Annotated in this window: 26 protein-coding genes; 13 read left to right on the top strand and 13 right to left on the bottom strand. The window is 70.7% G+C overall.

Annotated elements, in window-relative coordinates; all coding sequences use genetic code 11:
* Window positions 1–40 precede the first annotated feature (40 nt).
* Window positions 41–1,483, bottom strand: a complete 1,443-nt coding sequence (locus tag HUS56_RS04970; RefSeq protein ID WP_173922282.1) for a helix-turn-helix domain-containing protein — start codon at window positions 1,481–1,483, stop codon at window positions 41–43.
* A gap of 127 nt (window positions 1,484–1,610) precedes the next feature.
* Between HUS56_RS04970 and HUS56_RS04965 the strand changes: the two genes are divergently transcribed.
* Window positions 1,611–3,464 carry a phosphoenolpyruvate carboxykinase (GTP) gene (locus HUS56_RS04965; RefSeq protein WP_173922281.1) on the top strand — a complete coding sequence of 618 codons (1,854 nt, stop codon included), beginning with the start codon at window positions 1,611–1,613 and terminating at the stop codon, window positions 3,462–3,464.
* A gap of 126 nt (window positions 3,465–3,590) precedes the next feature.
* Entirely contained in the window at window positions 3,591–3,983 is a 393-nt protein-coding gene (locus HUS56_RS04960) for a DUF1622 domain-containing protein (RefSeq protein ID WP_173922280.1), read from the top strand.
* Here the strand turns inward: HUS56_RS04960 and HUS56_RS04955 are convergent.
* From HUS56_RS04955 to HUS56_RS04940, 4 genes are all read right to left on the bottom strand, one after another.
* A complete protein-coding gene (locus tag HUS56_RS04955) occupies window positions 3,980–4,486 on the bottom strand; it encodes a 2'-5' RNA ligase family protein (protein WP_173922279.1) in 507 nt (168 codons plus the stop codon). The two genes, HUS56_RS04960 and HUS56_RS04955, sit on opposite strands and share 4 nt — an antisense overlap.
* Before the next feature lie 44 nt (window positions 4,487–4,530).
* Window positions 4,531–5,367 carry a hypothetical protein gene (locus tag HUS56_RS04950; protein WP_173922278.1) on the bottom strand — a complete coding sequence of 279 codons (837 nt, stop codon included), beginning with the start codon at window positions 5,365–5,367 and terminating at the stop codon, window positions 4,531–4,533.
* A gap of 259 nt (window positions 5,368–5,626) precedes the next feature.
* Window positions 5,627–7,510: an ABC transporter ATP-binding protein gene (locus HUS56_RS04945; protein ID WP_173922277.1), complete on the bottom strand. Its 1,884-nt coding sequence runs from the start codon at window positions 7,508–7,510 to the stop codon at window positions 5,627–5,629.
* Window positions 7,511–7,601: 91 nt separating this feature from the next.
* Window positions 7,602–7,829, bottom strand: a complete 228-nt coding sequence (locus HUS56_RS04940) for a hypothetical protein (RefSeq protein ID WP_173922276.1) — start codon at window positions 7,827–7,829, stop codon at window positions 7,602–7,604.
* Window positions 7,830–7,993: 164 nt separating this feature from the next.
* On the opposite strand from HUS56_RS04940, the gene HUS56_RS04935 reads away from it, so the two are divergent.
* From HUS56_RS04935 to HUS56_RS04895, 10 genes are all read left to right on the top strand, one after another.
* Window positions 7,994–8,761: an IclR family transcriptional regulator gene (locus HUS56_RS04935; RefSeq protein WP_254431299.1), complete on the top strand. Its 768-nt coding sequence runs from the start codon at window positions 7,994–7,996 to the stop codon at window positions 8,759–8,761.
* A gap of 86 nt (window positions 8,762–8,847) precedes the next feature.
* Window positions 8,848–9,714, top strand: a complete 867-nt coding sequence (gene pcaH / locus HUS56_RS04930; protein WP_173922275.1) for a protocatechuate 3,4-dioxygenase subunit beta — start codon at window positions 8,848–8,850, stop codon at window positions 9,712–9,714.
* Window positions 9,714–10,310 (top strand): protocatechuate 3,4-dioxygenase subunit alpha, encoded by a 597-nt coding sequence (gene pcaG, locus HUS56_RS04925; RefSeq protein ID WP_173922274.1) that lies wholly within the window; start codon window positions 9,714–9,716, stop codon window positions 10,308–10,310. Before pcaH ends, pcaG begins: the two co-directional genes overlap by 1 nt.
* A gap of 65 nt (window positions 10,311–10,375) precedes the next feature.
* Window positions 10,376–11,851 (top strand): lyase family protein, encoded by a 1,476-nt coding sequence (locus HUS56_RS17125; protein WP_217423933.1) that lies wholly within the window; start codon window positions 10,376–10,378, stop codon window positions 11,849–11,851.
* Entirely contained in the window at window positions 11,848–12,639 is a 792-nt protein-coding gene (locus tag HUS56_RS17120; RefSeq protein ID WP_217423932.1) for an alpha/beta fold hydrolase, read from the top strand. The genes HUS56_RS17125 and HUS56_RS17120 overlap by 4 nt, the downstream gene beginning before the upstream one ends.
* Window positions 12,636–13,052, top strand: coding sequence for a 4-carboxymuconolactone decarboxylase (gene pcaC / locus HUS56_RS04915; RefSeq protein WP_173922273.1), 417 nt, complete (start codon window positions 12,636–12,638; stop codon window positions 13,050–13,052). Before HUS56_RS17120 ends, pcaC begins: the two co-directional genes overlap by 4 nt.
* A gap of 77 nt (window positions 13,053–13,129) precedes the next feature.
* Complete coding sequence (locus HUS56_RS04910; RefSeq protein ID WP_173922272.1) at window positions 13,130–13,888, top strand: 3-oxoacid CoA-transferase subunit A; 759 nt, start codon at window positions 13,130–13,132, stop codon at window positions 13,886–13,888.
* Window positions 13,885–14,559 carry a 3-oxoacid CoA-transferase subunit B gene (locus tag HUS56_RS04905; protein WP_173922271.1) on the top strand — a complete coding sequence of 225 codons (675 nt, stop codon included), beginning with the start codon at window positions 13,885–13,887 and terminating at the stop codon, window positions 14,557–14,559. The genes HUS56_RS04910 and HUS56_RS04905 overlap by 4 nt, the downstream gene beginning before the upstream one ends.
* A 1-nt stretch (window position 14,560) precedes the next feature.
* Complete coding sequence (locus HUS56_RS04900; protein ID WP_173922270.1) at window positions 14,561–15,736, top strand: thiolase family protein; 1,176 nt, start codon at window positions 14,561–14,563, stop codon at window positions 15,734–15,736.
* 13 nt (window positions 15,737–15,749) lie between these two features.
* The gene (locus tag HUS56_RS04895; RefSeq protein WP_173922269.1) at window positions 15,750–16,571 is read left to right on the top strand and encodes an IclR family transcriptional regulator C-terminal domain-containing protein; all 822 of its coding nucleotides are present in this window, start codon (window positions 15,750–15,752) and stop codon (window positions 16,569–16,571) included.
* A gap of 22 nt (window positions 16,572–16,593) precedes the next feature.
* Here the strand turns inward: HUS56_RS04895 and HUS56_RS04890 are convergent, their stop codons facing one another.
* Window positions 16,594–17,493, bottom strand: coding sequence for a carbohydrate kinase family protein (locus HUS56_RS04890; protein ID WP_254431298.1), 900 nt, complete (start codon window positions 17,491–17,493; stop codon window positions 16,594–16,596).
* Complete coding sequence (locus HUS56_RS04885) at window positions 17,477–18,394, bottom strand: pseudouridine-5'-phosphate glycosidase (protein WP_173922267.1); 918 nt, start codon at window positions 18,392–18,394, stop codon at window positions 17,477–17,479. Before HUS56_RS04885 ends, HUS56_RS04890 begins: the two co-directional genes overlap by 17 nt.
* Window positions 18,395–18,561: 167 nt before the next feature.
* On the opposite strand from HUS56_RS04885, the gene HUS56_RS04880 reads away from it, so the two are divergent.
* Window positions 18,562–18,915: a hypothetical protein gene (locus HUS56_RS04880; protein ID WP_173922266.1), complete on the top strand. Its 354-nt coding sequence runs from the start codon at window positions 18,562–18,564 to the stop codon at window positions 18,913–18,915.
* Between the two features lie 11 nt (window positions 18,916–18,926).
* On the opposite strand, the gene HUS56_RS04875 is transcribed toward HUS56_RS04880, so the two are convergent.
* The 6 genes from HUS56_RS04875 to HUS56_RS04850 all read right to left on the bottom strand — a co-directional run bounded on the left by HUS56_RS04875 (window position 18,927) and on the right by HUS56_RS04850 (window position 24,067).
* Window positions 18,927–19,352, bottom strand: coding sequence for an aldehyde dehydrogenase (locus HUS56_RS04875; RefSeq protein WP_173922265.1), 426 nt, complete (start codon window positions 19,350–19,352; stop codon window positions 18,927–18,929).
* Between the two features lie 202 nt (window positions 19,353–19,554).
* Window positions 19,555–20,979 (bottom strand): MFS transporter, encoded by a 1,425-nt coding sequence (locus HUS56_RS04870; protein WP_173922264.1) that lies wholly within the window; start codon window positions 20,977–20,979, stop codon window positions 19,555–19,557.
* A gap of 150 nt (window positions 20,980–21,129) precedes the next feature.
* Window positions 21,130–21,486 (bottom strand): hypothetical protein, encoded by a 357-nt coding sequence (locus HUS56_RS04865; RefSeq protein ID WP_173922263.1) that lies wholly within the window; start codon window positions 21,484–21,486, stop codon window positions 21,130–21,132.
* An 87-nt stretch (window positions 21,487–21,573) separates the two neighbouring features.
* A complete protein-coding gene (gene ribH, locus HUS56_RS04860; RefSeq protein ID WP_173922262.1) occupies window positions 21,574–22,044 on the bottom strand; it encodes a 6,7-dimethyl-8-ribityllumazine synthase in 471 nt (156 codons plus the stop codon).
* On the bottom strand, window positions 22,041–23,375 hold the full coding sequence (gene ribA / locus HUS56_RS04855; protein ID WP_173922261.1) for a GTP cyclohydrolase II: 1,335 nt from the start codon (window positions 23,373–23,375) through the stop codon (window positions 22,041–22,043). Before ribA ends, ribH begins: the two co-directional genes overlap by 4 nt.
* Window positions 23,372–24,067, bottom strand: a complete 696-nt coding sequence (locus HUS56_RS04850) for a riboflavin synthase (RefSeq protein ID WP_173922260.1) — start codon at window positions 24,065–24,067, stop codon at window positions 23,372–23,374. The genes ribA and HUS56_RS04850 overlap by 4 nt, the downstream gene beginning before the upstream one ends.
* Window positions 24,068–24,073: the final 6 nt, after the last annotated feature.

Here is a 24,073-nt window from a genome sequence, read left to right as displayed (position 1 = left end):
CGGCAACACGGGAGGACCGCCCAGGGAAGCGGACGGCTCGCTACTGCCCGGCGTGCGCCTCGAGGAACGCGTACACCTCGGAGTCGTCGACGCCCGGGAAGGTGCCGGACGGCAACGGCGACAGCACGTGCGCGTGCAGCCGGGCGCTCGGCCATGCCCGTCCGGCCCAGCGTTCGGCCAGTTCATCGGGCGCCTTGCGACAACACGACTCATCTGGGCACGTCGAACTCGCTCGCACCGTCGTCTCGCGCCCGCGGAACCACTTGGCCTGCGCGAACGGCACGCCGACGGTGATCGAGAACTCCGCGGCATCCGTGCGGCCGGTCTGCGTCGCACACCAGAACGTGCCGGCAGGAGTGTCGGTGTACTGGTAGTTCTCGGTCGTGCGGTTCGTGTGCTCGAACGCCGTGCGAGCGCTCCACTTCTTGCAGACCCACTGGCCCTCGATCGAGCCCGTGACGTCGGTCGGCAGGGGCAACCCGTCGTTCTCGTAGCCCTTCATCAGGGCACCGTCGCCCGCCACCCGCAGGAAGTGCAGGGTCATGTCGAGGTGGCTCGTTCCGAGGTTCGTGAACCGCAGCGCGGCCGCCTCGTGCGTCACGCCGAAGGCGTCGCGGAAGTCCTCGATGGCGAGCCGCTTCTCCTTCTTGGCGGCCTGCAGGAAGGCGACGGATGCCTCGCGAGGCATGAGGCACGCCGCGGCGAAGTAGTTGATCTCGAGCCGCTGCCACAGGAACTCGTCGTAGCTGGCCGGCGGTTCGTGACCGAGGAGGCGGTGCGCCATGGCCTGCAACGCCATGGACCTCAGGCCGTGGCCGCCGGGGATCGACGCGGGGGGCAGGTAGATGCGCCCGTTCTCGAGGTCGGTGATCGACCTCGTCGAATCGGGGAGGTCGTTCACGTAGATGAGCTGGAATCCGAGCCGCTCGGCCATGACGCTCACCTCGCGGTGCGTGAGCGCACCGCTGCGGTGGCCCGATGCGTGCACCTGCTCCTCGGCGAGCTGCTCGATGTCGGGGAGGTAGTTCGCCTGCCTCCGCATGCGCTCGCGGAGGTCGGTGTTGGCCCGCCGGGCCTCCTCGGGCGTCGCGATGGCCTCGCTCGCCCGACGTTGGAGCTCGCGATGCAGCCCGACGATCGCTTCGAGCGACTCGTCGCTGATGCCGCGGCTGGGCCGGATGGCCGGCAGGCCCAGGCTCGCGTAGAGGGGGCTCGCCTGCGCCCGGCCGAGTTCGAGCTCGAGCGCGGCGCGGCGGCTGGGTGCCTCACGTGCGAGCAGGTCGGCGAGCTCGACGTCGAGCGCGTCGGCGAGCGAGTCGAGTGTCGACAGCTTCGGTTCGCGCTTGCCGTTCTCGATCAACGACAGCTGGCTGCCCGCGAGCCCCACCGATTCCCCGAGCTGGTCGAGCGTGAGCCCGCGCTGACCGCGAAAGTGGCGGATGCGCTGGCCGAGGGTTGCGAGATCGGGACTGCCTGCCTTCATGACTTAATCATAGCGAAAGAACTCGTGTTCTTAACTGCCGGTCCGTCGAAACGAGCGACGAAATGTGGCGCATCCTTGAAGTACGGAACCTCCGGCGCGCCGTCGGGGATCCCAGAAAGGGACGCAGATGACCATCTCCGAGTTCTCGATCGGAACCGAGGCATCCGGTGCGGCCGGCACTGAGCGCGGCACCACCGACCCTGCACTCCGCGCCTGGGTCGACGAGATCGCGGGTCTCACCAAGCCCGACGAGATCGTCTGGTGCGATGGGTCCAAGCAGGAGGCCGACCTGCTCACTCGCCAGATGATCGCCGAGGGCAAGCTCATCAAGCTCAATCCCGAGTGGCGCCCGAACAGCTTCCTCGCGCGCACCGATCCGGGCGATGTCGCTCGGGTCGAAGACCGCACGTTCATCTGCTCCACGTACGAGGAGGACGCCGGCCCCACGAACAACTGGGTCGACCCGCGCGAGATGCGCGAGGAGCTCACGCACGTCTTCGACGGCTCCATGAAGGGCCGCACGATGTACGTCGTGCCGTTCTCGATGGGGCCGCTCGGCGGCCCGATCTCGCAGCTCGGCGTCGAGATCACCGACTCGCCCTACGTGGTGCTCTCGATGGGCATCATGACGCGCATGGGCGAGCAGATCTACCGCCTCATCGAGGCGGGCGAGCCGTGGGTGCGCACGGTGCACTCGGTCGGCTACCCGCTCGTCGACGGCGTCGGGCACCGTCGTGCCGATGTGGCGTGGCCCTGCAACGAGACGAAGTACATCGTGCAGTTCCCCGACTCGCGTGAGATCTGGTCGTACGGATCGGGCTACGGCGGCAACGCGCTGCTGGCGAAGAAGTCCTTCGCGCTGCGGATCGCGTCGGTCATGGCCCGGGACGAGGGCTGGCTCGCCGAGCACATGCTGCTCATCAAGATCACCTCGCCCGAGGGCAAGAGCTACCACGTCGCTGCGGCGTTCCCGTCGGCGTGCGGCAAGACGAACCTCGCGATGCTCCAGCCCACGATCCCAGGCTGGACCGTCGAGACGATCGGCGACGACATCGCCTGGATGCGCCCGGGCGACGACGGTCGCCTCTACGCGATCAACCCCGAGGCGGGCTTCTTCGGCGTCGCGCCGGGCACCGGCGAGAGCACCAACCCCACCGCCGTGCAGACGCTCTGGGGCAACACCATCTTCACGAACGTGGCGCTCCGGCCCGACGGCGACGTCTGGTGGGAGGGCCTCACCGACGAGGCGCCGAAGGAGCTCATCGACTGGCAGGGCAACCCGTGGACCCCGGCTTCGTCGACGCCCGCCGCGCACCCGAACTCGCGGTTCACGGTGGCCGCGGCGCAGTGCCCGCAGATCTCCGACGACTGGGACGCGCACGACGGGGTTCCGGTCGACGCCATCCTGTTCGGCGGTCGCCGAGCCACGAACGTTCCCCTCGTCGCCGAGGCTCGCTCGTGGAAGCACGGCGTCTTCATGGGTGCGACCATCTCGTCCGAGCAGACCGCGGCCGCCGAGGGCACGGTCGGTGAGCTTCGACGCGACCCGTTCGCCATGCTGCCGTTCTGCGGCTACAACATGGCCGACTACTGGGGCCACTGGGTCAAGATGGGGCGCGTGCTCGGCGAGAACGCGCCGAAGATCTTCCAGGTGAACTGGTTCCGCAAGGGCTCCGACGGCAAGTTCCTCTGGCCGGGCTTCGGCGAGAACTCGCGCGTGCTCGAGTGGATCGTCGGCCGCGTCGAGGGCACGGCTGACGCCGAGGAGACGCCCATCGGACTCGTCCCCGCGAAGGACTCGCTCGACCTCGAGGGCCTCGAGATCACGGATGACGAGCTCGACCAGCTCTTCCACATCGACCGCGACTCCTGGCTCTCGGAGTGCGATCTCACCGAGGAGTACTTCGCGCAGTTCGGCGACCGCGTGCCGGCGGCGCTGAAGGCGGAGCTCGCCAGCCTGCGCTACCACCTCCAGCACTGAATCGCGGATGCCGCAGGGCGGCGTCTTCTGCATTCGTCCACCTCGCGGCATCCGTCATGCGCTTCACCGGCACGCCGCGAGCCGAGAGCGGACGCACGACGCTAGCCTGTGCCGCGGGAGGGTGGCATGGAGTTCGGCGCGATCATCCAGATGATCGGGGAGATCGTCGACATCGTCGGCGTGATCGCCATCGTCGTGGGTGTCCTGTACGCGGTCGCCGATGCGGCTCTCCGCGGCCTCCGTCGGCGGAGCCCCGTCTACACGCGGTTCCGTCGCGTGCTCGGTCAGGCGATCCTGCTCGGGCTCGAACTGCTCGTCGCCGCCGACATCATCAAGACGGTCGCCGTCACCCCGACGCTCGACTCCGTGATCGTGCTCGCGATCATCGTGCTGATCCGAACCTTCCTCAGCTGGTCGCTGGAACTCGAGATCTCGGGCCGGTGGCCCTGGCAGTCGCAACGGGACGACGGAACCGACCAGGACGTTCCGGCCGCAGCCGTCGGTTCCCGGCCCGCCTAGTCGGAGCCGCCCCCGTCGTTCCCCGGCGAAGCCCGCGGGCCGAGCCGCCAGGCGTCGACGACGCGACGATGGTGCGACCCTTCGGGCGGTCGCATGTCGATGAGCGCGACCGATTCGAGCGGAACTCGCTGACCCGCATGCAGACGGCCGTGTCGCTTCCGGGTGACGTGCGGACGGAAGTCGGCCCGCACGTGTCCGGTGTCGACGCCGGCGCGATCGAGGCCATCAAGCGCCCGGGTCCGCAGGGCCGACAGTTGGCCGCCGTCGTGCACGAGCGTGACGGGCACGTTGCGCCGACGGCCGAACATCGCGTCCTCGCCTGCGGTCGCCCGCACGACGGCGGACCCGGCGAGCGCCGTCCGCAGCGCGCCGGCGACCACGATCGCCGGTCGCTCGGTCGAGAACGGCTCGACGAGCGTGACATGGAGCGGCCAGTCGGCGACCGTGAACTCGTCGCCCGCGTCGAGCGCGGCGAGCGTCAGGACGACGACGAAGCGCGCCATCCGGCGAGTCTAGCCGGGGCGCGCTCCGTCGGAGGGTGGCCGCGTCAGCCGACGCGGTGCGGCTCGTCGAGCCGACCGAGCAGGCGGAGCATCGCGGCCGGCGCGTAGCGGAACTCCACGGTGCCGCTCGCGCCCGGCTCGGTCGGGCCGATCCAGGTGCTCGAGCCCTCGTGGACGCGCACCCAGCCCTTGTCGAAGAGCAGGTCCGTGCCGATGACGAACGCCATGGCCGGTGCGTCTCCCTGGCGCACCGCGATCGAGCCCTCGAACACCTGCGACGCCTGCGCGTCGGCATCCTCGCGGCACTGCACGCCGACGAGGGGACGGGCGATCGGGGTGGCGAAGCCCGGCGCATCGAACGGGCTCGCCTTCGCGGCATCCGCGACGATGCCGAAGTTCACGCTGGTCGACATCAGGCTGAGCGATGCCTGGCCGTCGAGCACCAGTCGGCTCGAAACTCGGAAGCGGTAGAACAGGCGACCGGCCTCGCGGGCGGCCGGCAGCACGGCCAGCGTCGCCCAGTTCCGCGACCAGCTGAGCGGGCCGCCCTCGCGGGTGGGGCCGTCGTAGACACTGGCGGTGAAGCGCACGGCGCCGTCGGGCCGGGTGGGCGCGGCACGAAGCGAGCTGCGTCCGCGATCGCTGTCGGGCATCACATCGCGAACGGCGGTGAAGGCCGGTAGCCGCTGCGGCTCCCAGGTGCGCAACCACGCCTGGATGCCCGACTGCACGCGGTCGAACGAGTCGCCGAGGCCGTTGCGGGATGGGCCCGTGGCCGAGGCGCCGGCGTCGGAGGCGGCAGGGAGGTCGTCGATCAGGTCGATGGGAAGCTCGTCGAGACGAGAGAGATCACGCGCGCGGGACACGGTGGCGATGGTCATGATGGTCCTTCGTTCAGGGGGAGGCCGTGAGGCATCCGCAGCAGTGGATGCGGTTCTCCACGCTACGATCGCCGTTCGGCCGCCCCATCCCGGCTGACCCCCAAACCTCCCCGGGGTGAACCCTGAACCTCGCCGTCGCGCCGAGGCGCCGAGTGTGCCTGAAATCGCGCTTGAGCCGGCCCCACGGAGGCCCCGACCTGCACAACGAGCACACTCGCGGCGTCGCGGTGCGCCGGACGGGGACCGGCGCACGACGAGGCTAAACCAGCAGCTGGTGCGCGGCGAGCTCCCGATACAGGGGTACGGAGTCCACGAGCTCGGCATGCGCGCCCTCGCCGACGACGCGGCCTTCCTCGAGCACGATGATGCGATCCGAGTCGATCACCGTCGACAGGCGATGCGCGATGACGATGAGCGTGCGCCCGGCGGAGACGGCGTCGATCGCCTCGCGCATCATGCGCTCGTTCACGCCGTCGAGCGACGAGGTGGACTCGTCGAGCAGCAGGATCGGTGGCGCGGCGAGGAGCGCGCGCGCGATCGCGAGCCGCTGGCGCTCACCGCCCGAGAGCATGATGCCGTCTTCGCCGACCGCGGCATCGAGGCCGGCAGGGTCGCGATCGAGCACGCCGCCGAGGTTGACGGCGCGCAGGACGTGCTCGCACTCGGCATCGGTCGCATCGGGGCTGCCCAGCTTGAGGTTGTCGCGGAGCGACCCGGCGAGCACCGGTGCGTCCTGCTCGACATAGCCGATCTGCGCGCGCAACTCGGCGCGGTCGAGCGTGCGGAGGTCGAGCCCGCCCATGCGCACGGTGCCGACCGAGGGGTCGTAGAAGCGTTCGATGAGCGCGAGGATGGTCGACTTGCCGGCACCTGACGGGCCGACCAGGGCGATGCGCTGCCCTCGCGGTACCTCGAACGAGACGCCGCGGAGCACGGGCTGGCGATCGGTCACGTTCGGCTCGGGCTGGTGCTCGTCGGGTGACTCGTTGGCTGGATCGGCTGGGTCCTGGCGCGTTGCCGCGTAGGCGAAGTGCACGTCGTCGAACTCGATGGCCGGGGCATCGGGTATCACCGTCGCGTTCGCCTCGCCCACCATGACGGCTCGCGGCGCGAGGTCGCGGTCGTGCGCGTCTTCATCGGGCAGGTCGAGGATCTCCTGGATCCGGCCGAGCGCGCCGAGCGCCTGGTTCACCGACGTGATGGCGCCGAATGCCTGCCCGAGCGGCAGGATCATCATGAACAGGAAGAGGATGAACGCGACGAGGTTCGCGACGGTGATCGCGCCCGACGCGACGCGGAATCCGCCGACGCCGAGCACGACGAGGAACGAGACCTGCATCGCGATACCGGCGATCGGCACGATGAGTGCCGAGACCTTCGCGACCTTCACGCCCGCCTCCCACGCGCCCTCGGCCTCGGTCTCGACGCTGCGGATCTCCCGGTCGGTCGCGCCCGCCGCCCGGATCGTGCGCACCGAGCTGATCGCACGCTCGACGGATGCCGCGACGTCGCCGACTCGCTGCTGTGCCCGGTGCGACGCCTCGCGTACTCGCTGCGAGAGCAGGGTCACCGTCGTGATCGCGATCGCCACGACGAGCACGGTGAGGCCGAGGAGCACCGGGTCGAGGATGAGCATCGCGATGAGCGCGCCGACGAAGGTGACTGCGCCGCCGATGGCCTCCACGAGCCCCTGCGTGAGCACCGCGCGCAGCAGTGTCGTGTCGCTGCCCACGCGCGAGACGAGGTCGCCGGTGCGACGCGTGTCGAACTCCGCGATGGGCAGATGCAGCAGCTTCGCGATGAGGCGCTTGCGGCTCGAGAGCACGACGCCCTCGCCGGTGCGCTGCAGCAGGTAGTGCTGGTAGCCCGAGATGACGCCGCTCACGACGACGAGGGCGATGAGCCCCCAGACGATCCACCCGAGCGGTTGGCCCGCTTCGACGATGTCGATGACCTGGGCGACGAGGAGCGGCTGGGCGAGGCTCGCAAGAGCGCCGATGATGCTGAGGATCGCGACCCAGACCAGCACGGGTCGGTGCTCGAAGATGAAGGGGAGGAGCTGACCGAAGGTCGCTCGTGGGCCCGGGGGAGTGTCTCGCCGGGCGAAGGGGCTGCGCCGGGTTCGGGTCGTGGTCTCGCTCATGTCTCTTCCTCATCCGCGCGACCCGCGGATGCCGCATCCGCCCGATGCCGCGCCGTCGCCGCCTTGCAGCTTACGCGGCGCGGCTGGGAGGTCAGCCGCGGCCGTACTTCTTGTGCACCGCCTGTTTCGAGACCTCGAGCGCGAGTGCGATGAGTTGCCAGCTGGCGCCCGCAGCTCGGGCGCGGCGCACGGCGAGCGCTTCGGCTCGGTCGAGCTCGCGCGTGAGCTCGACGCGGACGCGGTGCAGCTCGCGCAGCGCGCGATACGGGTCGTCGCCGTCGGCCGCCGCGATGGCGGTGCGGAGGGTGCCGTGGTCCATACGTCAACCGTAGTTGACGAGCGGTGCATCCGTCAACCCGGATTGACGCACGGGCGAGACTGCGACCGGTCGTCCGCTCCAGGCGCCTGGGCACGGATGCCGCCGGCGGCCCGTGCGATCCGGCCGCGATACCCTCGGACCACGCTTCGGTGAGGGGAGGGATCGTGGACGACACGACCGGCGCCGTCGGGATCCTCGCTCGGGCGATGAGGGTGCTCCGGTCGTTCACCGACGACGACCCCGAGCTGACGGCCGCGCAGTTGACCGAGCGCACGGGTCTGGCGCCGTCGACGCTGCATCGGCTGCTCGCCCAGCTGACGGAGTTCGGCCTGATCGCTCGGGCACCCGGCCACCGCTACGCCATCGGGCCGCGACTGTTCGAGCTGGGCGAGCTCTCGCCGCTCTCGCTCCGGCTGCGCGAGACCGCGCTCCCGCACATGCTGCGCCTGTATGAGGCGACGGGTGAGAACGTGCACCTCGCGGTCCTCGACGCTCCCGAGCCCGAGACGGCGACGGCCCTGTACGTCGGCCGGATCACCGGCCCGGGTTCGATCCCCACCCTGAGCCGGATGGGCGGACGACATCCGCTGCACACGACCGGAGTCGGCAAGGCGCTCCTGTCGACCCGGGAGCCCGACTGGCTCGACCGGTACCTCTCGGTGCCCCTCCAGCGCGAAACGACGCACTCGATCACGAACGAGGAAGAGCTGCGCGTCGACCTCCAGCGCGCCCGCGCACGGGGCTTCGCGCAGACGCGGGAGGAGATGACCCTCGGCAACATCTCGGTCGCCGCACCGCTCGGACTCGTGGAAGGCCTGCCGCCCGCCGCGATCGGGATCGTCGTGCACCTCGCCCGGGCCGACGAGCGGACGCTCGCTCCACTCGTGGTTCAGGCGGCGAGAGAGGTCACCAGGGCGCTCAAGGCCTCGTGACTCCCACTCAGTGGGACCCGGCCGGGGCGCGCGGGCGTCCGGATGCGACGCTGGACAGATCACCAAGGGACGTCGAAGGAGATCCCATGAGCTTCACGGATTCAGACCCGAGCGGCGAGGAGGCGTTCTCGTCATCCGTCGTGCTCGAGCAGCCGGCCGCCGCTCCCGAGTCGTTGCTCGCGTCGGCCGACATGCCGCCGCAACGGCAGATCACCGAGGAGATCGGCCAGTTGCACGCCGAGGCCGCGAGGCGGGAGGCAGCCGGCGACGAAGTGCCCGCGACCCTGTACGACTTCGCGCCGTATCGCTCGAGCATCCTGCGGCACCCGACGAAGAACCCGCGCCTCGTCGACCCCGAGACCATCGAGCTGTTCTCGCCGGCATTCGGTGAGCGCGACATCGCCGCGATCGAGCGAGATCTCACGCTGCAGCACTCCGGCGAGCCGCTGGGCGAGCGCATCACCATCACCGGCCGGGTGCTCGACAGCTGGGGTCGCCCGCTGCCCAACCAGCTGGTCGAGATCTGGCAGGCCAACGCCGCCGGCCGCTACATCCACCAGCGCGACCAGCACCCCGCCCCGCTCGACCCCAACTTCACGGGGGCCGGACGCACGATCACCAATGACCGGGGCGAGTACTTCTTCACCACGATCAAGCCCGGTCCGTACCCGTGGAAGAACCACATCAATGCATGGCGACCGGCCCACGTGCACTTCTCGCTCTTCGGCGTGGCGTTCACGCAGCGCATCGTCACCCAGATGTACTTCCCGGGCGATCCGCTGTTCCCGCTCGACCCGATCTACAACACGATCCGTGACCAGAAGGACCGCGACCGGCTGATCGCCACCTACGACCACGACCTCACGGTTCCCGAGTTCTCGATGGGCTACCGGTGGGACATCGTCGTCGACGGCCCGGATGCCACGTGGTTCGAACCCGAGGGGAGCCACTGATGGCCGACACCACCGATGCGCGCTCGCGGCGAATCGCCGCCGCCGGCGAGCCGACCCACAAGCCATCGGCCGGCCAGACGGTCGGGCCGTTCTTCGCGTTCGGACTCGGCTACCCGAAGATGCACGAGGTCGGATTCCCGCATGCACCGGGATCGATCCTGCTGAGCGGCACCGTCTACGACGGCGCCGGTGCACCGATCCCCGATGCGATGGTCGAGATCTGGGGCGCCGACTCGGATGGCAGGATCTCGCGTGCCCGCGGGAGCCGTCGTCGCGACGACCACACCTTCACCGGGTTCGGCCGTTCGTTCGCCACCGACGAGGGACACTACGAGTTCTGGACCCGGAACCCGGGCGCCGTCGACGGCAAGGCGCCGTTCTTCGCCGTGATCGTGTTCGCCCGCGGCCTGCCCGACAAGCTGCACACCCGCATCTACCTCCCCGAGGACGAGGAGCGTCTCGCGGCCGACCCGCTCCTGGCCTCGCTCAGCGACGAGGAGCGGGCGACGCTGATCGCGACGCGGACACCCGAGGGCAACCTGACCCATGACCTCCGGCTGCAGGGCGAGAAGGAGACGGTGTTCATCAGGTTCTGAACCGCGATCGACGGGATGTCGCACGATACGCTCCTGAGCAGGTCGAGCGCGCAGGAGGCACAGTGATGAACCTGGACGCAGGGCTGCTCTCCCCGGTGACGGTCGGCCACGACCGGGTGACGGATGCCGCGGTGGTCGATGCGCTCGTGACGGCGGAGGTCGGTCTCGCTCGGGCCTACGGTGAGGTCGGGCTCGCGCCGAAGGACGCGGTCGACGCCATCGCAGACGCGACCGGCTGGGACGCGACGGAGCGGCTCTGCCGCGGACACGGCGTCGATGCGGCCGAGCTTGCAGCGGCATCCGTCGCCGGCGGCAACCCGGTGATTCCCCTGGTGGGCATGCTTCGCAGGAAGGTGCCCGAGAGCGCCCGCATCTGGGTGCATCGAGGAGCGACGAGCCAGGACATCCTCGACACGGCCCTCATGATCGTCGCCCGCCGAGCCGTCCGACAGGTGCGCAGCGGCCTGGACGAGATCGAGAGTGCGCTCGGCGCCTTCGCCGGGGCGCACCGCGACGAGGTCGGCGCGGCGCGCACCCTCACGCAGCACGCGGTGCCCACGACCGTCGGACTGCGCGCCGCGGCATGGCTTCGCGGCATCCGTCGGGCGAAGGATCGCCTGGACCGGCTGACCTTGCCGGCTCAGCTGGGCGGTGCAGGCGGCACGCTCGCGTCGTTCACCGAGATCGCCGCACGCGGCCTCGACGCCCCTGAGACCGGGCCGGCGCTGCACGAGCGATGGGGCGCCGATGCCAGCCCAGCAACCCTCACCCGAGCGCTCGTGTCCCAGTTCGCGAGCGAGGTGACGCTGACCGCACCCGAAGCCCCGTGGCACACCACGCGCTGGCCGGTGACCGAGCTCGGCGACGCGCTCGTGGCCACGATCGACGCCGTCGGGGTCGTGGCGGCGGATGTCGCGACGCTCTCGCGCACGGAGATCGGCGAGCTCGCCGAGGGCACGGGCGGCGGTTCGTCGGCGATGCCCCAGAAGCAGAATCCCACGGCGTCCGTGCTCATCCGGTCGGCGGCACTGCGTGCTCCGCAGCTCGCTGCGACGCTGCACCTCGCGTCCGCGCTCGCCGTCGACGAGCGACCCGACGGCGCGTGGCACGCCGAGTGGCCGACGCTGCGCGAGCTCCTGCGACTCGCGTCGGGTTCGACGGCCACGGCTGCGGGGCTCGTCGCCCGACTCCGCGTCGACCACGACGCCGTGGCGCGGAACGTGCGGCTCACCCGCGGCCTCGTCGTCGCCGAGCGCATCTCGCTCGTGCTCGGCCCGGTGATCGGTGCCGACGCCGTCGCGCGCATCGTGGCCGAGGTCGCCTCCGGCGGCGACCTGGCCGATGCCGTGCGGGCCGAGATCGCCTCGACGGATGCCGCGGGTATCGATGTCGAGGCGCTCGTGGATCCCGCGCAGTACACGGGGCTCGGCGGCGAGCTGGTCGACGAGGCACTCGGGCGCCCCGCCGCGATCCCAGTCGGGCGCGACTCGACCCCCGAGCAGACCACATCGCACGCCACCCCCGAGGAGGAAGTTCCGTGACCGTTCCCGCCATCGCCGTGACCGACCCGGTCGGCCCCGACGGCGCCCCGCTGCTGGTGCTCGGGCCGTCGCTGGGCACGTCGACGATCCTCTGGGAGAAGGCGATCCCGGCGCTCGCCGAGCGGTATCGCGTCGTCGCATGGGACCTGCCCGGCCACGGCGCATCCAGCCCTGCACGTGAGTCGTTCAGCGTGGCGGATCTCGCCGACGCGGTGGCCGAGGCGGGGCGCGGTCTCGGCGCCGATCGGATCCTCTACGCGGGAGTGTCGCTCGGCGGCGCCGTCGGGCAGGAGCTGTGCCTGCGGCATCCCGACCTGGTGCGTGCCGCCGCGATCATCGCATCGGGCGCGCAGATCGGCGACCCGCAGGCCTGGCACGATCGCGCCGCGCAGGTGCGCGACCAGTCGACCTCGAGCCTCATCACCGGGTCGGCGCAGCGGTGGTTCGCTCCCGACTCGGTCGCCCGCGAGCCCGAGCTCTCGGGCCGGCTGCTGCACGCCCTGCAGGACGCCGACGATGAGTCGTACGCGCTGTGCTGCGAGGCGCTCGCCGGCCACGACGTGCGCACGAGACTGGGCGAGATCCCGATGCCGGTGCTGGCGGTGTGGGGCGAGCACGACGGCGTCGCGCCCGAGGCGAAGGCGGTCGAGATCGCCGAGCATGTGCGCGACGGGCGAACGGCACGCGTCGCCGGCGCGGCGCATCTTCCCCCGGCGGAACAGCCCGAGGCGACGGCAGCGCTGCTGCGCGACTTCTTCGACGGAGTGGATGAGAGGACGGGAGCATGACGGCGAACGAGGGACTCTCCGACGAGCAGCGCCGGCAACAGGGAATGACCGTGCGTCGCGCCGTGCTCTCCGACCAGCACGTCGACCGGGCCATCGCCAGCACGACCGACCTCACGGCCGACTTCCAGGACTTCATCACGCGGGTCGCGTGGGGCGACATCTGGTCGCGGCCGGGCCTCGACCGGCGCTCGCGGTCGGTCGCCGTGCTCACCTCGCTCATCGCGCATGGCCACCATGAGGAGCTCGCGATGCACCTGCGTGCCGCCCGGCGAAACGGCTTGTCGGTCGACGAGATCCGGGAGGTCATCCTGCAGTCGGCGATCTACTCCGGCGTACCCGCCGCAAACACGGCGTTCCGCATCGCGGGCGAGGTCTTCGCGGACGAACTCGACGGCGATCGCGACACTCGGTAGACTGTTCGCTATACGCGCGCACGTTCGCACAGCGAACACTCGACGCGTACCGAGCAGACATCGAGAGCGGAGCAGCGGTGATCGACAAGACCGTGCCCGACGTGGAAGCCGCGGTCGCCGGCATCCCCGACGGCGCCACCATCATGATCGGCGGATTCGGACGGGCCGGGCAGCCGGTCGAGCTCATCGACGCGCTCATCGCCCAGGGCGCCGGCGACCTCACGATCGTCAACAACAACGCGGGCAACGGCGACACCGGACTCGCCGCGCTGCTGGCCAAGAAGCGCGTGCGCAAGATCATCTGCTCGTTCCCGCGGCAGCACGACTCGTGGGTGTTCGACGGCCTGTACCGCGCGGGTGAGATCGAGCTCGAGCTCGTGCCGCAGGGCAACCTCGCCGAACGCATCCGTGCCGCGGGCGCCGGCATCGGTGCGTTCTTCAGCCCGACCGGTGTCGGAACCGAGCTGGCCGAGGGCAAGGAAGCCCGCGAGATCGACGGCCGCTCGTACGTGCTCGAGTATCCGATCAAGGCCGACTTCGCGCTCGTCTCGGCGCTGCAGGGCGACCGGTGGGGCAACCTCGTGTACCGCGAGACGGCACGCAACTTCGGGCCGATCATGGCGACCGCGGCGGCCAGCACCATCGCCCAGGTCGACGAGATCGTCGAGCTCGGGTCGCTCGATCCCGAGGCCGTGGTCACGCCCGGCATCTTCGTCGACCGCCTCGTCGCGGTCGGGGAACGGGCATGGCTCGACGACGGCGTCTTCGTCGGCGGTGTCGACATCGAAGGGCGGCCGGCGACCGCCGCTCCGACCCAGACGGAGGTGGACCAGTGAGCACTCGCATCGACCGGAACGAGCTGGCCGAGCGTGTCGCGGCCGACATCCCCGAGGGCTCGTACGTGAACCTCGGCATCGGCGCACCGACGCTCGTGGCGAACTACCTGCCCGACGACCAGGAGATCATCCTCCACACCGAGAACGGGCTCCTCGGCATGGGGCCCGCTCCCGATGCCGACCGCATCGACCCCGATCTCATCAACGCCGGCAAGCAGCCGGTCACCGCGCTGCCCGGAGCGGCGTACTTCCACCACGCAGATTCGTTCGCGATGATGCGCGGCGGTCACCTCGACGTGTGCGTGCTGGGTGCCTTCCAGGTGTCGGAGACGGGCGACCTGGCGAACTGGTCGACCGGCGCCCCGGGTGCCATCCCCGCCGTGGGCGGTGCGATGGATCTCGCGATCGGCGCGAAATCGGTCTACGTGATGACCGACCTGCTGACCAAGACGGGTGAACCCAAGCTCGTCGCCGCGTGCACGTATCCGCTCACCGGCGTGGCGTGCGTGACGCGCGTGTACACCGATCACGCCGTGTTCGACGTGACACCCGACGGCTTCGCCGTGCGCGAGGCGTTCGGTGAGAACACGGTCGAATCGCTGTCCGAACTGACCGGGCTCACCCTGCGAGAAGCGGATGCCGCGGCCGCGACATCCGGATCGGAGACCTGATATGACCGCATCATTCGTCTACGACGCCGTGCGCACTCCGTTCGGTCGAGCCGGGGGCGCGCTTTCGGGCGTGCGCCCCGACGACCTGGCGGCTGTCGTGCTGCGGGCGACGGTCGAGCGCACGGGCATCGACCCCGCTCGCATCGACGACGTCATCCTCGGCGACGCCAACCAGGCCGGCGAAGACAATCGCAACGTCGCCAGGTTCGCGGCACTGCTGGCGGGCTTCCCGAGTTCGGTGACCGGGGTCACGGTGAACCGGCTCTGCGCCTCGTCGGTGGAGGCCGTCGTCCAGGGTTCCCGGGCGATCGAGTCGGGGGATGCCGAGATCGTGCTCGCCGGCGGCGTCGAGTCCATGAGCCGAGCTCCGTTCGTCGTCGAGAAGTCGGCGCGAGCATGGCCGTCGGTCGGCAACCAGACCCTGTGGAACACGTCCATCGGGTGGCGGATGGTCAACCCCGACTTCCCGACGCACTGGACGATCAGCAACGGCGAGTCGGCCGAGAAGGTCGCGCGCGAGTGGGGCATCTCCCGCGAGGCACAGGACGAGTTCGCCGTGCGATCGCATCGGCTCGCCGCGAAAGCGTGGGCCGACGGCGTCTACGACGGCGAGATCGTGCAGGTCCCGGGCGCCGAGCTCGTTCGCGACGAGGGCATCCGCGACGACACGTCGATGGAGAAGCTCTCGGCGCTGAAGCCGCTCTTCGCCCCCGACGGCAACGGCAGCGTCACCGCCGGCAACTCCTCGCCCATCAACGACGGCGCCTCGGCGGTGCTGCTCGCCGGCGAGGGCGTGCTGCCGGGGGAGCCGCTCGCGCGGGTCGCCTCCCGGGCCGCACACGCCGTCGACCCCGACGTGTTCCCGCTCGCCCCCATCGAGGCGGCGAACAAGGCACTCGCCCGCGCCGGAAGGACGTGGGCCGACGTCGATCTCGTCGAGCTCAACGAGGCCTTCGCGTCGCAGTCGCTCGCCGACCTGCGGGGCTGGCCCGATCTCGACCCCGAGCGGGTGAACATCCACGGCGGCGCCCTCGCGATCGGTCACCCGCTCGGGGCGTCGGGCGGGCGCATCGTCGGGCACGCGGCGCACGAGCTGAAGCGGCGCGGCGGCGGCGTCGCGGTCGCCGCCATCTGCATCGGCGTGGGCCAGGGGCTGGCCGTCGTGCTCGAGCGGTAGGCGGAGCCGAGCGATGGCGAGCGACGCGGCATCCGACAACGCGGTCGGCGCAGCGCCGGGCGACTTCGTCCAGTCGCTCGCACGCGGGCTGGCGGTCATCCGCGCGTTCGACGCCGATCACGCCGAGCAGACCCTCAGCGAGGTCTCACGGCGGGCTGGCATGCCCCGCGCCGCGGCCCGGCGGTTCCTGCGCACGCTCGAGGCGCTGGGATATGTGCGCGCGACCGATGGCACTGCCGGCTCGGCCGCCGGCGTCAGATTCACGCTGACGCCCCGGGTGCTCGAGCTCGGATTCAGCTACCTGTCGGCACTGTCACTGCCCGAGATCGTCCAGCCGCACCTCGAGCGTCTCTCGCGCGAGGTCGACGAGTCCGTGTCGGCGGCCGTGCTCGACGGCACCGACATCGTCTACATCGCCCGCGTGCCCACTCGCCGCATCATGAGCGTGCGGATCACGATCGGAACGAGATTTCCCGCCCACGCCACGAGCATGGGTCGGGTGCTGCTCGCCGCGATGCCCGAGTCCGAGGCGATCGCCATGCTGGAGGCATCCGACCTCTCGGCCCTCACGGCGCGCACGATGACCGATGTCGCGGCGATGAGCGCCGAACTCCGCCGGGTCCGCGAGCAGGGATGGGCGATGGTCGATGGTGAACTCGAGCCCGGCCTGCGCTCGGTGGCCGCACCGGTGCACGGGCGAGACGGCGCGGTCGTCGCCGCCGTCAACGTGTCGACGAGCGCCACCCGCGACACCGTCGAACACGTCACGGGCGAGTACCTGCCGCGGCTGCTGGCGACGGCAGCGGCGGTCGACGCCGAGCTGCGCCTCGTCTGACTCGCGACGACGAGGCCGGCGGTCAGCGCGGGCCGGCGGACGGCGACGCGTGCGCGCCGGGGTTCGCGAGGACGGATGCCGCAAGGGCGTGCCCGGCGATGCACGCGGCCGCGGCATCCGCCCCGCCGAGCGTGGCGGCCAGGTAGCCCGCCGCGAACGCGTCGCCGGCCCCGGTGAGGTCGCGGATGTCGGACACGGGCGGCACGTCGACGCGCGCGACCAGCTCGCCCGACCCGATCACGTCCGTCGGCAGCGGACCGTGCTTGATGACCACGACGGGGGCGACGGACGCCGCGACCGCACCACCGCCCGCGAGTCCGAGCAGTGCGGCCTCGTGCTCGTTGGCGAACAGCACATCGGGAGTGGCGCTTCGGATCAGCTCGAGCGCACGATCGACGCCGAGGCCGGCGAGCAGGCCCGTCGAGGATGCGTCCACCGACACGCCCGCCCCGACCGATCGCGCCACCCCCGCGAGCCGCACGACCTCGCTGCGCATGGGCTCCAGCTCGAACCCGTAGGCCGGAACGTGCAGCCACGCCACGTCGTCGAGCCAGGCGTCGTCGACGCGGTCGAGCCGGGCCGCGGCAGCACGGTCGGGGAACATCGTGCGCTCGCCCTCCGTGTCGACGAGCAGCACGACCGTGCCGGTGCGACCGTCGCGCTGCACCCGCACGTCGATCCCGAGCGCGGCGAGGTCGGCGACGAGCGCCTCGCCCGCGGCATCCTTCCCGACCCGGCCGATGAACCGTGTGGGCACGTGCGGCGCGGCCAGCGCCGCGACGTTCGCGCCGCTGCCGCCGCGGGCTCGGAACACCTGCGCAGCGGTGTCGGTGGCGGAGCGGATAGGTTCGCCCGCCCACACCACGATGTCCTCGACGAGGTCGCCGACCACGGCGAGCATCGGGCTACCCGGCGACGGCACGTGCGATCTCCGCGCCGAGGGCGACGTTGCCCCGGTAGACCTCGAGGTTCACCTCGAGACTCCGTCCGCCGGTGGCGCGCTGCACGTGGTCGAGCAGGAACGGGGTCGTGTCGTGGCCGCTGATTCCGGCGTCGGATGCCGCGGCCAGCGCCTCCGCGAGGACGCGGTCGTGGAACTCGGGGTCGAGCTGCTTCGCGGCATCCACCGGGTTCGCGACGAGCACGGCACCACGGAGCCCCAGCTCATCGCGGGCACGCGCGAGCTCCGCGGCATCCGCCGGACTCTCGATCCGGTACTCGAGGCCGAACCCCGAGTCGGCGACGTAGAAGCCCGGGTACCGGTCGGTGCGGTAGCCCACCACTGGGATGTTGAGGGTCTCGAGGCGTTCGAGCGTCGCGCCGATGTCGAGGATCGACTTCACCCCGGCACTCACGAGCGTGATGGGCGTCTCGGCGAGCGTCGTGAGGTCGGCCGACTCGTCGAAGGTCTCCGCGGCGCCGCGGTGCACTCCGCCGAGCCCGCCCGTCGACATGACCCGGATGCCGCAGCGGTGCGCCAGCCAGGCGGTGGCGGCGACCGTCGTGCCGCCGTCTCTGCGTTGCGCTCGCGCGATCGGGAGGTCGCGCACGCTGACCTTCACGACCTCGGCCGACGTGCAGAGGCGTTCGATCTCGTCGCGCGCGAGACCGACCGTCGCGACGCCGTCGATCACGCCGATGGTGGCGGGCAGGACCCCTGCGGAGCGCACCTGCTCCTCCGACGCCAGTCCCACCTCCAGGTTGCGCGGGGTCGGCAGGCCGTGGCTCAGGATCGTCGACTCGAGCGCGAGCACGGGCGCGCCGGCCTCGATGGCGACGCGCACCTCGTCGGCCACCCGGATGCCGTGGGGAGGTGTCTGCATGGCGACATCGTACGAGCACTCGCCGAGGCCGCCGTATCGGGAGATGCGGGCCGCCTCGACCCGCTCGGGTCGCCGAGGGTCGAAGCGTGTTTCCGTATGTGACACCCGGCCGCGGAATCCGCAGATGCCGGGCGTATCGTGGCTGCATCCGAGACCGAGGAGTCCTCATGTCGTACCGCGAGCCGCACGCCGCCACCGAGCCCCGCACGGGCGAGGTCATGGGCATGCGCGGCTGCGTGACGGCGGCGACCTGCGAGAGCCACCGACCCGGACACGGCCTCCATGCGATGCAGGAGCGCCTCGCGCTGGCCACGCCGAGCAGGTGGGTCGACGCGATCGTCGCCGACGTCGACGACGAGGGCTACGCCACGCTCATCCGCTTCGATGGCGGCGACCCGCACCGCGTCTGGCACCACGACGCATTCGACGGCGCGCTTCGCCCCGGCGAGCCGGTCGCACTGCACGCGGTGTACGGCGTGCTCGCACTCGGCGGCGGACGATGGAGCGTCGCCGACGCCTGATCCCGAGCGGCTCAGGTCGTGGGCATCGACTCCCGCATCGCGCCCATCATCTTCTCCATGGCCATGACGGCCTGATCGCACGCCATGGCGCACATGCGGCAGTGCTCGCTCATTTCGGCGTGCTTCATGCACTCCGCCGAGCAGGCCCGGCACATCATGACCGTCGTCTGCATCATCGACATCGTGACCTGCATGTCCATGCCGTTCATGCGGAGCATCATGCGGACCATGGTGTCGCAGACGTCTGCGCAGTTCGCGCACAGCCCGGCGCATCGGCCCATGCCCTCTCCGGCATCGGCGTCCGCGCACATGATGCAGGCCTGCGCGCATGCTGAGACGGCCTCGATACACTCCTGCATCATCGCCGGATCCATGTCCTTCATGGGCATGTCCGACGACGACATGGCGCCCTTCATCATGTCCATCGTCATGTTCATCGCTCGCTCATCGTTCCGGGCGGCCGAGCGCCGACGACTGCCGGCGGATGACCCGGCGGCCCCTGTCGCGGGCCATGCTACGCCGCGAGTGGCAGGGGGAGAAGGGGTCGCGAGACGTCGCGCACCGTCGATGATGAGGATGGTGGCGGTGGATGCCGCAGAGCCGTCGGTCGCGGCATCCACCCCGTGATCGGTCGGGTCGCTACAGCGCCGCGGCCTCGGCCTGGCCCTCGGCCAGCCGGCCCTCGGCTTCGTCGCCCGCGGCCTCGTAGTCGACGTCCTTCGTCTCCTTCGAGAGCAGGAGGGCGATGAGCGTGAGCACCGCGGAGCCCGCGAGGTACACGCCCACCCAGAACGGGGAGCCGCCGCCGGCCTGCCACAGCGCGACCGCGATGAACGGGGCCACGGCGGCGCCGAGGATCGACGACACGTTGTACGAGATGCCGGATCCGGTGTAGCGCACGTTCGTGGGGAACAGCTCGGGCAGCAGCGCGCCCATCGGGCCGAACGTGAGTCCCATGAGGGTGAAGCCGATGATGAGCCAGGCCATCACGCCGATGAAGCCGGCGCCGAGCAGCGGCACCCAGACGAGGCCGAACAGGATGATGCCGATGGTCACCCAGATGAGCGTCCTGCGGCGACCCCATCGGTCGGCCCACGGGCCGGAGACGAGCGTGAAGATGCCGAAGAACACGACGCCCGCGATCAGCATGAGCACGAAGGTGTTGTACGAGTAGCCGAGTCCGGGCAGCGAGCCGTCGGTGGGCTCCACCGCCGCGCGACCGTAGCTGAGCGAGAACGTCGTCATCAGGTAGAAGAGCACGTACGTCGCGAGCATGAAGAAGGTCCCGAGGATGAGCTGCCTCCAGTACCTGCGGAAGACCGTGGCGAGGGGCAGCTTCGTGAGCCTGCCCTCCTTCGATGCCTTGGAGAAGGCCGTCGATTCGACGAGTCGAAGTCGCACCCACAGTCCGACGGCGACCATGACGATCGAGAACAGGAACGGGATGCGCCAGCCCCAGTCGAGGAATGCCTGCGAGGGCCGGGTGGGGTCGTCCGATGGGAGCACCGCGGCGATGATGAGGAACAGGCCGTTCGCGATGATGAAGCCGAGCGGCGCACCGAGCTGCGGGAACGTGCCGTACCAGGCGCGCTTGCCGGCCGGAGCGTTCTCGGTGGCGACGAGCGCGGCGCCAGACCACTCGCCGCCGAGGGCGAAGCCCTGCGCGAGGCGGAGGATCACGAGCAGCAGCGGGGCGAACCACCCGACGACGGCGTAGGTGGGCAGCACGCCGATGAGGAAGGTCGCGATGCCCATGGTGAGCAGCGCGCCGACGAGGGTGGCCTTGCGACCGTGCTTGTCGCCGAGGTGGCCGAAGAAGATCGCGCCGAGCGGGCGCGCCACCATGGCGGCGCCGAAGATCGCGAACGACGAGAGCAGGGCCGTTGTCGGGTCACCGGTCGGGAAGAACAGGTGCGGGAAGACGAGCACCGCCGCGGTGGCGTAGACGTAGAAGTCGTAGAACTCGATCGTCGTGCCGATGAGGCTGGCGAGCACCACCCGGCTGCGCGGGTTGGCGGGGGAAGCGGTTGCGCCCGTGGAGGTCGCGGTATCGGGAGTGGACATGTTCGTGCGGGAGGCTCCGTTGAAGGGATGGAGCCGCACGGGGGCGTCGGTCGGACGGATCGGCGTGCGGAATGAGGAATGGTCGCTTGTGGCAACCGAACAAGTCTACGGCTTTCGTATACGATCCCGAAACCCGACCGTCCGACGCGGTCAGCGCCAGGCGACCGCGATGATGACGTTCGCGAGCGTCAACCCGCCGATCGTCCACAGCGCCCACGACGGAGCCGGGGTCTTCTTGCGGTACATGAAGACGAGCACCGTGATGATGATCGCGATGACGAGCTTCACGCCGATCTTGATGTTGTTCACGTCGCCCAGGTCGCCCATCTCGATCGTCGCGACGAGCAGGAGGCCGGTGATCAACTGGGTGAGCGCGCCGTCGATCATCGCCCGCACCACCGTGCCCTTGCCCTGCGCGACGGCCTTCGCCTGCACGAGGAAGCCCCCGAGGAGCATCGAGAGGCCGACGAAGTGCAGGATCAGGAGGATGATGCGAAGGATGTCCATGCCCCGAGCCTAGGAGCCGCGAGAGCCGGGGGCCAGCCGAGGAGCGGGCGCCGGGCGGGAATCAATCGAACGACGGATGCCGCGGGCTCAGACGGTGAGGCCCCGCAGCGCGCGAACCGTGGCGATCGCCGCCTCGGCCGCCTCGCGGCCCTTGTCCTCCTTCGAGCCCGGGAGGCCGGCGCGGTCGAGCCCCTGCTGCTCGTCGTCGAGGGTCAGCACACCGAAGCCGACGGGCTTTCCCGTGTCGAGCGCCACCCGCGTGAGGCCGTCGGTCGCCGCAGACGAGACGTACTCGAAGTGCGGCGTGCCGCCGCGGATGATCACGCCGAGGGCGACCACCGCGTCGGCGCCCAATTCGAGCGCCGCCTTGGCGACCACCGGCAACTCGAAGCTGCCGGGCACCCGGATGAGCTCGTACGAGGCACCGGATGCCTCGAGGGTGCGTGTCGCGCCGGCGATGAGCCCGTTCGAGATCTCCTCGTGCCAGCTGCCCGCGACGATCACGACCCGCATGCCGGTGCCGTCGATGTCGAGTTCGGGGGAGCCCTTGCCGCTCACGATGCGTGTCCTTCCAGGATGGTCTCGGGGTCAGCGGCCGTTCCGCTGAGCTCCGTCGAGGTGTCTGCCAGTTGCCGATCGTCGATCGCGTGCCCCATGCGGGCGCGCTTGGTCTGCAGGTATCCGGCGTTGCCGGCGCCGACCCCGACGACCAGCGGCACGCGCTCCGAGACCCGGATGCCGCGGGCCTCGAGTTGGCGCACCTTCTCGGGGTTGTTCGTGAGCAGTCGCACCGTGTCGATGCCGAGGTCCGCGAGGATCGCGGTCGCGGCGGTGTAGTCGCGCGCGTCGATCGGGAGCCCGAGCGCGAGGTTCGCGTCGAGGGTGTCGAGGCCGTCCTCCTGCAGGCGGTAGGCGCGGAGCTTGTTGATGAGGCCGATGCCCCGGCCCTCGTGGCCGCGGAGGTAGACGACCACGCCGCCCTCGTCCTGGATCGCCTCGAGCGCGGCGTCGAGCTGTGGTCCGCACTCGCACTTGAGCGATCCGAAGGCTTCGCCGGTCAGGCACTCGGAGTGCACTCGGACGACCGCGCCGCGTGGATCCTCGGCAGGCTCGCCCGCGATGATCGCGACGTGATCGGCGCCCGTGCGGCGGTCGCGGTAGGCGCGGACACGGAAGACCCCGTGCTCGGTCGGGAGTGCGGTCTCGACCTCGAAGGCGACGAGCGATGACTCGGGTACCTCGGGGGCGTGTCCGGCCGCCGTCGCGAGGTCGTGCCCGCCGTGGCGCTCGCGCAGCCAGTCGATGAGGGCGGCGACCGTCGTGACCGGAAGCCCCTCGCGCTCGCCGAGCTCGATCAGCGCCGGCAGGCGCATCATCTCGCCGTCGTCCTCGACGATCTCGGCGATCACGCCGACGGGGGAGAGGCCCGCGAGGCGGAGCAGGTCGACGGCGGCCTCGGTGTGCCCGGCGCGCTCGCGGACGCCACCCTCGACGGCCCGGAGCGGGAGGATGTGGCCCGGCCGGATGAGGTGCTCGGGGCCCGACTCGGGGTCGGCCAGGACTCGGAGCGTGTGGGCACGCTCGGCGGCGCTGATCCCGGTCGAGTTGCGGTCGGCGGCGTCGACCGAGATCGTGTACGCGGTGCCTCGCACGTCCTCATTGCGCTCCGTCATGAGCGGGAGTTCGAGGCGGTCGGCGACCTCGCCGGGCATGGGGGCGCAGAGGAAGCCGCTCGTGTGCCGCACCATCCACGCGATCCATTCCTGCGTGGCGAACTCGGCGGCCATGATGGCGTCGCCCTCGTTCTCGCGGGCCTCGTCGTCGGCGACGATGACGGGCTTGCCCGCTCGCAGCGCGTCGAGCACTTCGGAAATCGTGGCGAGGCTCATGCGAGGCTCCTTGCATCGGAAGCTGCGGGTTGCGGCGCCGCGGACGGCGGCATCTCGAGGCCCGATACCGATGACGGCAGCGAGCGATGGGCGTCGAGCCGCAGCATCCGCTCGACGTGGCGGGCGACGATGTCGGTCTCGATGTTCACGAGGTCGCCGACCTCGAGATCGCCGAGCGTCGTGGCGGTGATGGTCTCGGGAATGAGCGACACCTCGAACCAGGACCCATCCGGCTCATCGCCGAGCGCGCTCACCGTCAGCGAGACCCCGTCGACCGCGATGGAGCCCTTGTCGACGACGAGCGGGGCGTGCGCCTCGTCGAGCGAGAACCGGATGACGCGCCAGGCCTCACCCGGCCGCACCTCGAGCACGCGCGCGGTGCCGTCGATGTGCCCCTGGACGATGTGGCCGCCCAGGCGGTCACCCACCCGCGCGGCGCGCTCGAGGTTCACGCGACGTCCTTCGCGCGCATCCGCGAGCGTCGACATCGCGAGCGTCTGCGCCATGACGTCGGCGGTGAACGACTCGGCATCGAAGTCCACGACGGTGAGGCACACGCCCGAGACGGCGATGGAGTCGCCGTGCTTCGCGCCCTCGACCGCGATGGGTCCGCGTACGGTGAGGCGAGCGGCGTCGACGGCGCGTTCGACGCGCGCGATGGAGCCGAGCTCCTCGATGATTCCGGTGAACATGTCGGT

This window comes from Agromyces sp. Marseille-P2726, assembly GCF_902809835.1.
Taxonomy (GTDB): Bacteria; Actinomycetota; Actinomycetes; order Actinomycetales; family Microbacteriaceae; genus Agromyces.
The sequence above is the reverse complement of the archived record's forward strand: the minus strand, read 5'-3'. Positions and strand labels throughout refer to the sequence as shown.

Coding starts and splice junctions, on each gene's coding strand:
- HUS56_RS04900 (WP_173922270.1), top strand. CDS start 14,561: ATGACCGCATCATTCGTCTACGACGCCGTGCGCACTCCGTTCGGTCGA.
- HUS56_RS04940 (WP_173922276.1), bottom strand. CDS start 7,829: ATGGACCACGGCACCCTCCGCACCGCCATCGCGGCGGCCGACGGCGAC.
- HUS56_RS17125 (WP_217423933.1), top strand. CDS start 10,376: ATGAACCTGGACGCAGGGCTGCTCTCCCCGGTGACGGTCGGCCACGAC.
- HUS56_RS04895 (WP_173922269.1), top strand. CDS start 15,750: ATGGCGAGCGACGCGGCATCCGACAACGCGGTCGGCGCAGCGCCGGGC.
- HUS56_RS04945 (WP_173922277.1), bottom strand. CDS start 7,510: ATGAGCGAGACCACGACCCGAACCCGGCGCAGCCCCTTCGCCCGGCGA.
- pcaG (WP_173922274.1), top strand. CDS start 9,714: ATGGCCGACACCACCGATGCGCGCTCGCGGCGAATCGCCGCCGCCGGC.
- HUS56_RS04880 (WP_173922266.1), top strand. CDS start 18,562: ATGTCGTACCGCGAGCCGCACGCCGCCACCGAGCCCCGCACGGGCGAG.
- HUS56_RS04970 (WP_173922282.1), bottom strand. CDS start 1,483: ATGAAGGCAGGCAGTCCCGATCTCGCAACCCTCGGCCAGCGCATCCGC.
- HUS56_RS04850 (WP_173922260.1), bottom strand. CDS start 24,067: ATGTTCACCGGAATCATCGAGGAGCTCGGCTCCATCGCGCGCGTCGAA.
- HUS56_RS04885 (WP_173922267.1), bottom strand. CDS start 18,394: ATGCAGACACCTCCCCACGGCATCCGGGTGGCCGACGAGGTGCGCGTC.
- HUS56_RS04950 (WP_173922278.1), bottom strand. CDS start 5,367: ATGACCATCGCCACCGTGTCCCGCGCGCGTGATCTCTCTCGTCTCGAC.
- HUS56_RS04865 (WP_173922263.1), bottom strand. CDS start 21,486: ATGGACATCCTTCGCATCATCCTCCTGATCCTGCACTTCGTCGGCCTC.
- pcaC (WP_173922273.1), top strand. CDS start 12,636: ATGACGGCGAACGAGGGACTCTCCGACGAGCAGCGCCGGCAACAGGGA.
- HUS56_RS04965 (WP_173922281.1), top strand. CDS start 1,611: ATGACCATCTCCGAGTTCTCGATCGGAACCGAGGCATCCGGTGCGGCC.
- pcaH (WP_173922275.1), top strand. CDS start 8,848: ATGAGCTTCACGGATTCAGACCCGAGCGGCGAGGAGGCGTTCTCGTCA.
- HUS56_RS04955 (WP_173922279.1), bottom strand. CDS start 4,486: ATGGCGCGCTTCGTCGTCGTCCTGACGCTCGCCGCGCTCGACGCGGGC.
- HUS56_RS04875 (WP_173922265.1), bottom strand. CDS start 19,352: ATGAACATGACGATGGACATGATGAAGGGCGCCATGTCGTCGTCGGAC.
- HUS56_RS04870 (WP_173922264.1), bottom strand. CDS start 20,979: ATGTCCACTCCCGATACCGCGACCTCCACGGGCGCAACCGCTTCCCCC.
- HUS56_RS04960 (WP_173922280.1), top strand. CDS start 3,591: ATGGAGTTCGGCGCGATCATCCAGATGATCGGGGAGATCGTCGACATC.
- ribA (WP_173922261.1), bottom strand. CDS start 23,375: ATGAGCCTCGCCACGATTTCCGAAGTGCTCGACGCGCTGCGAGCGGGC.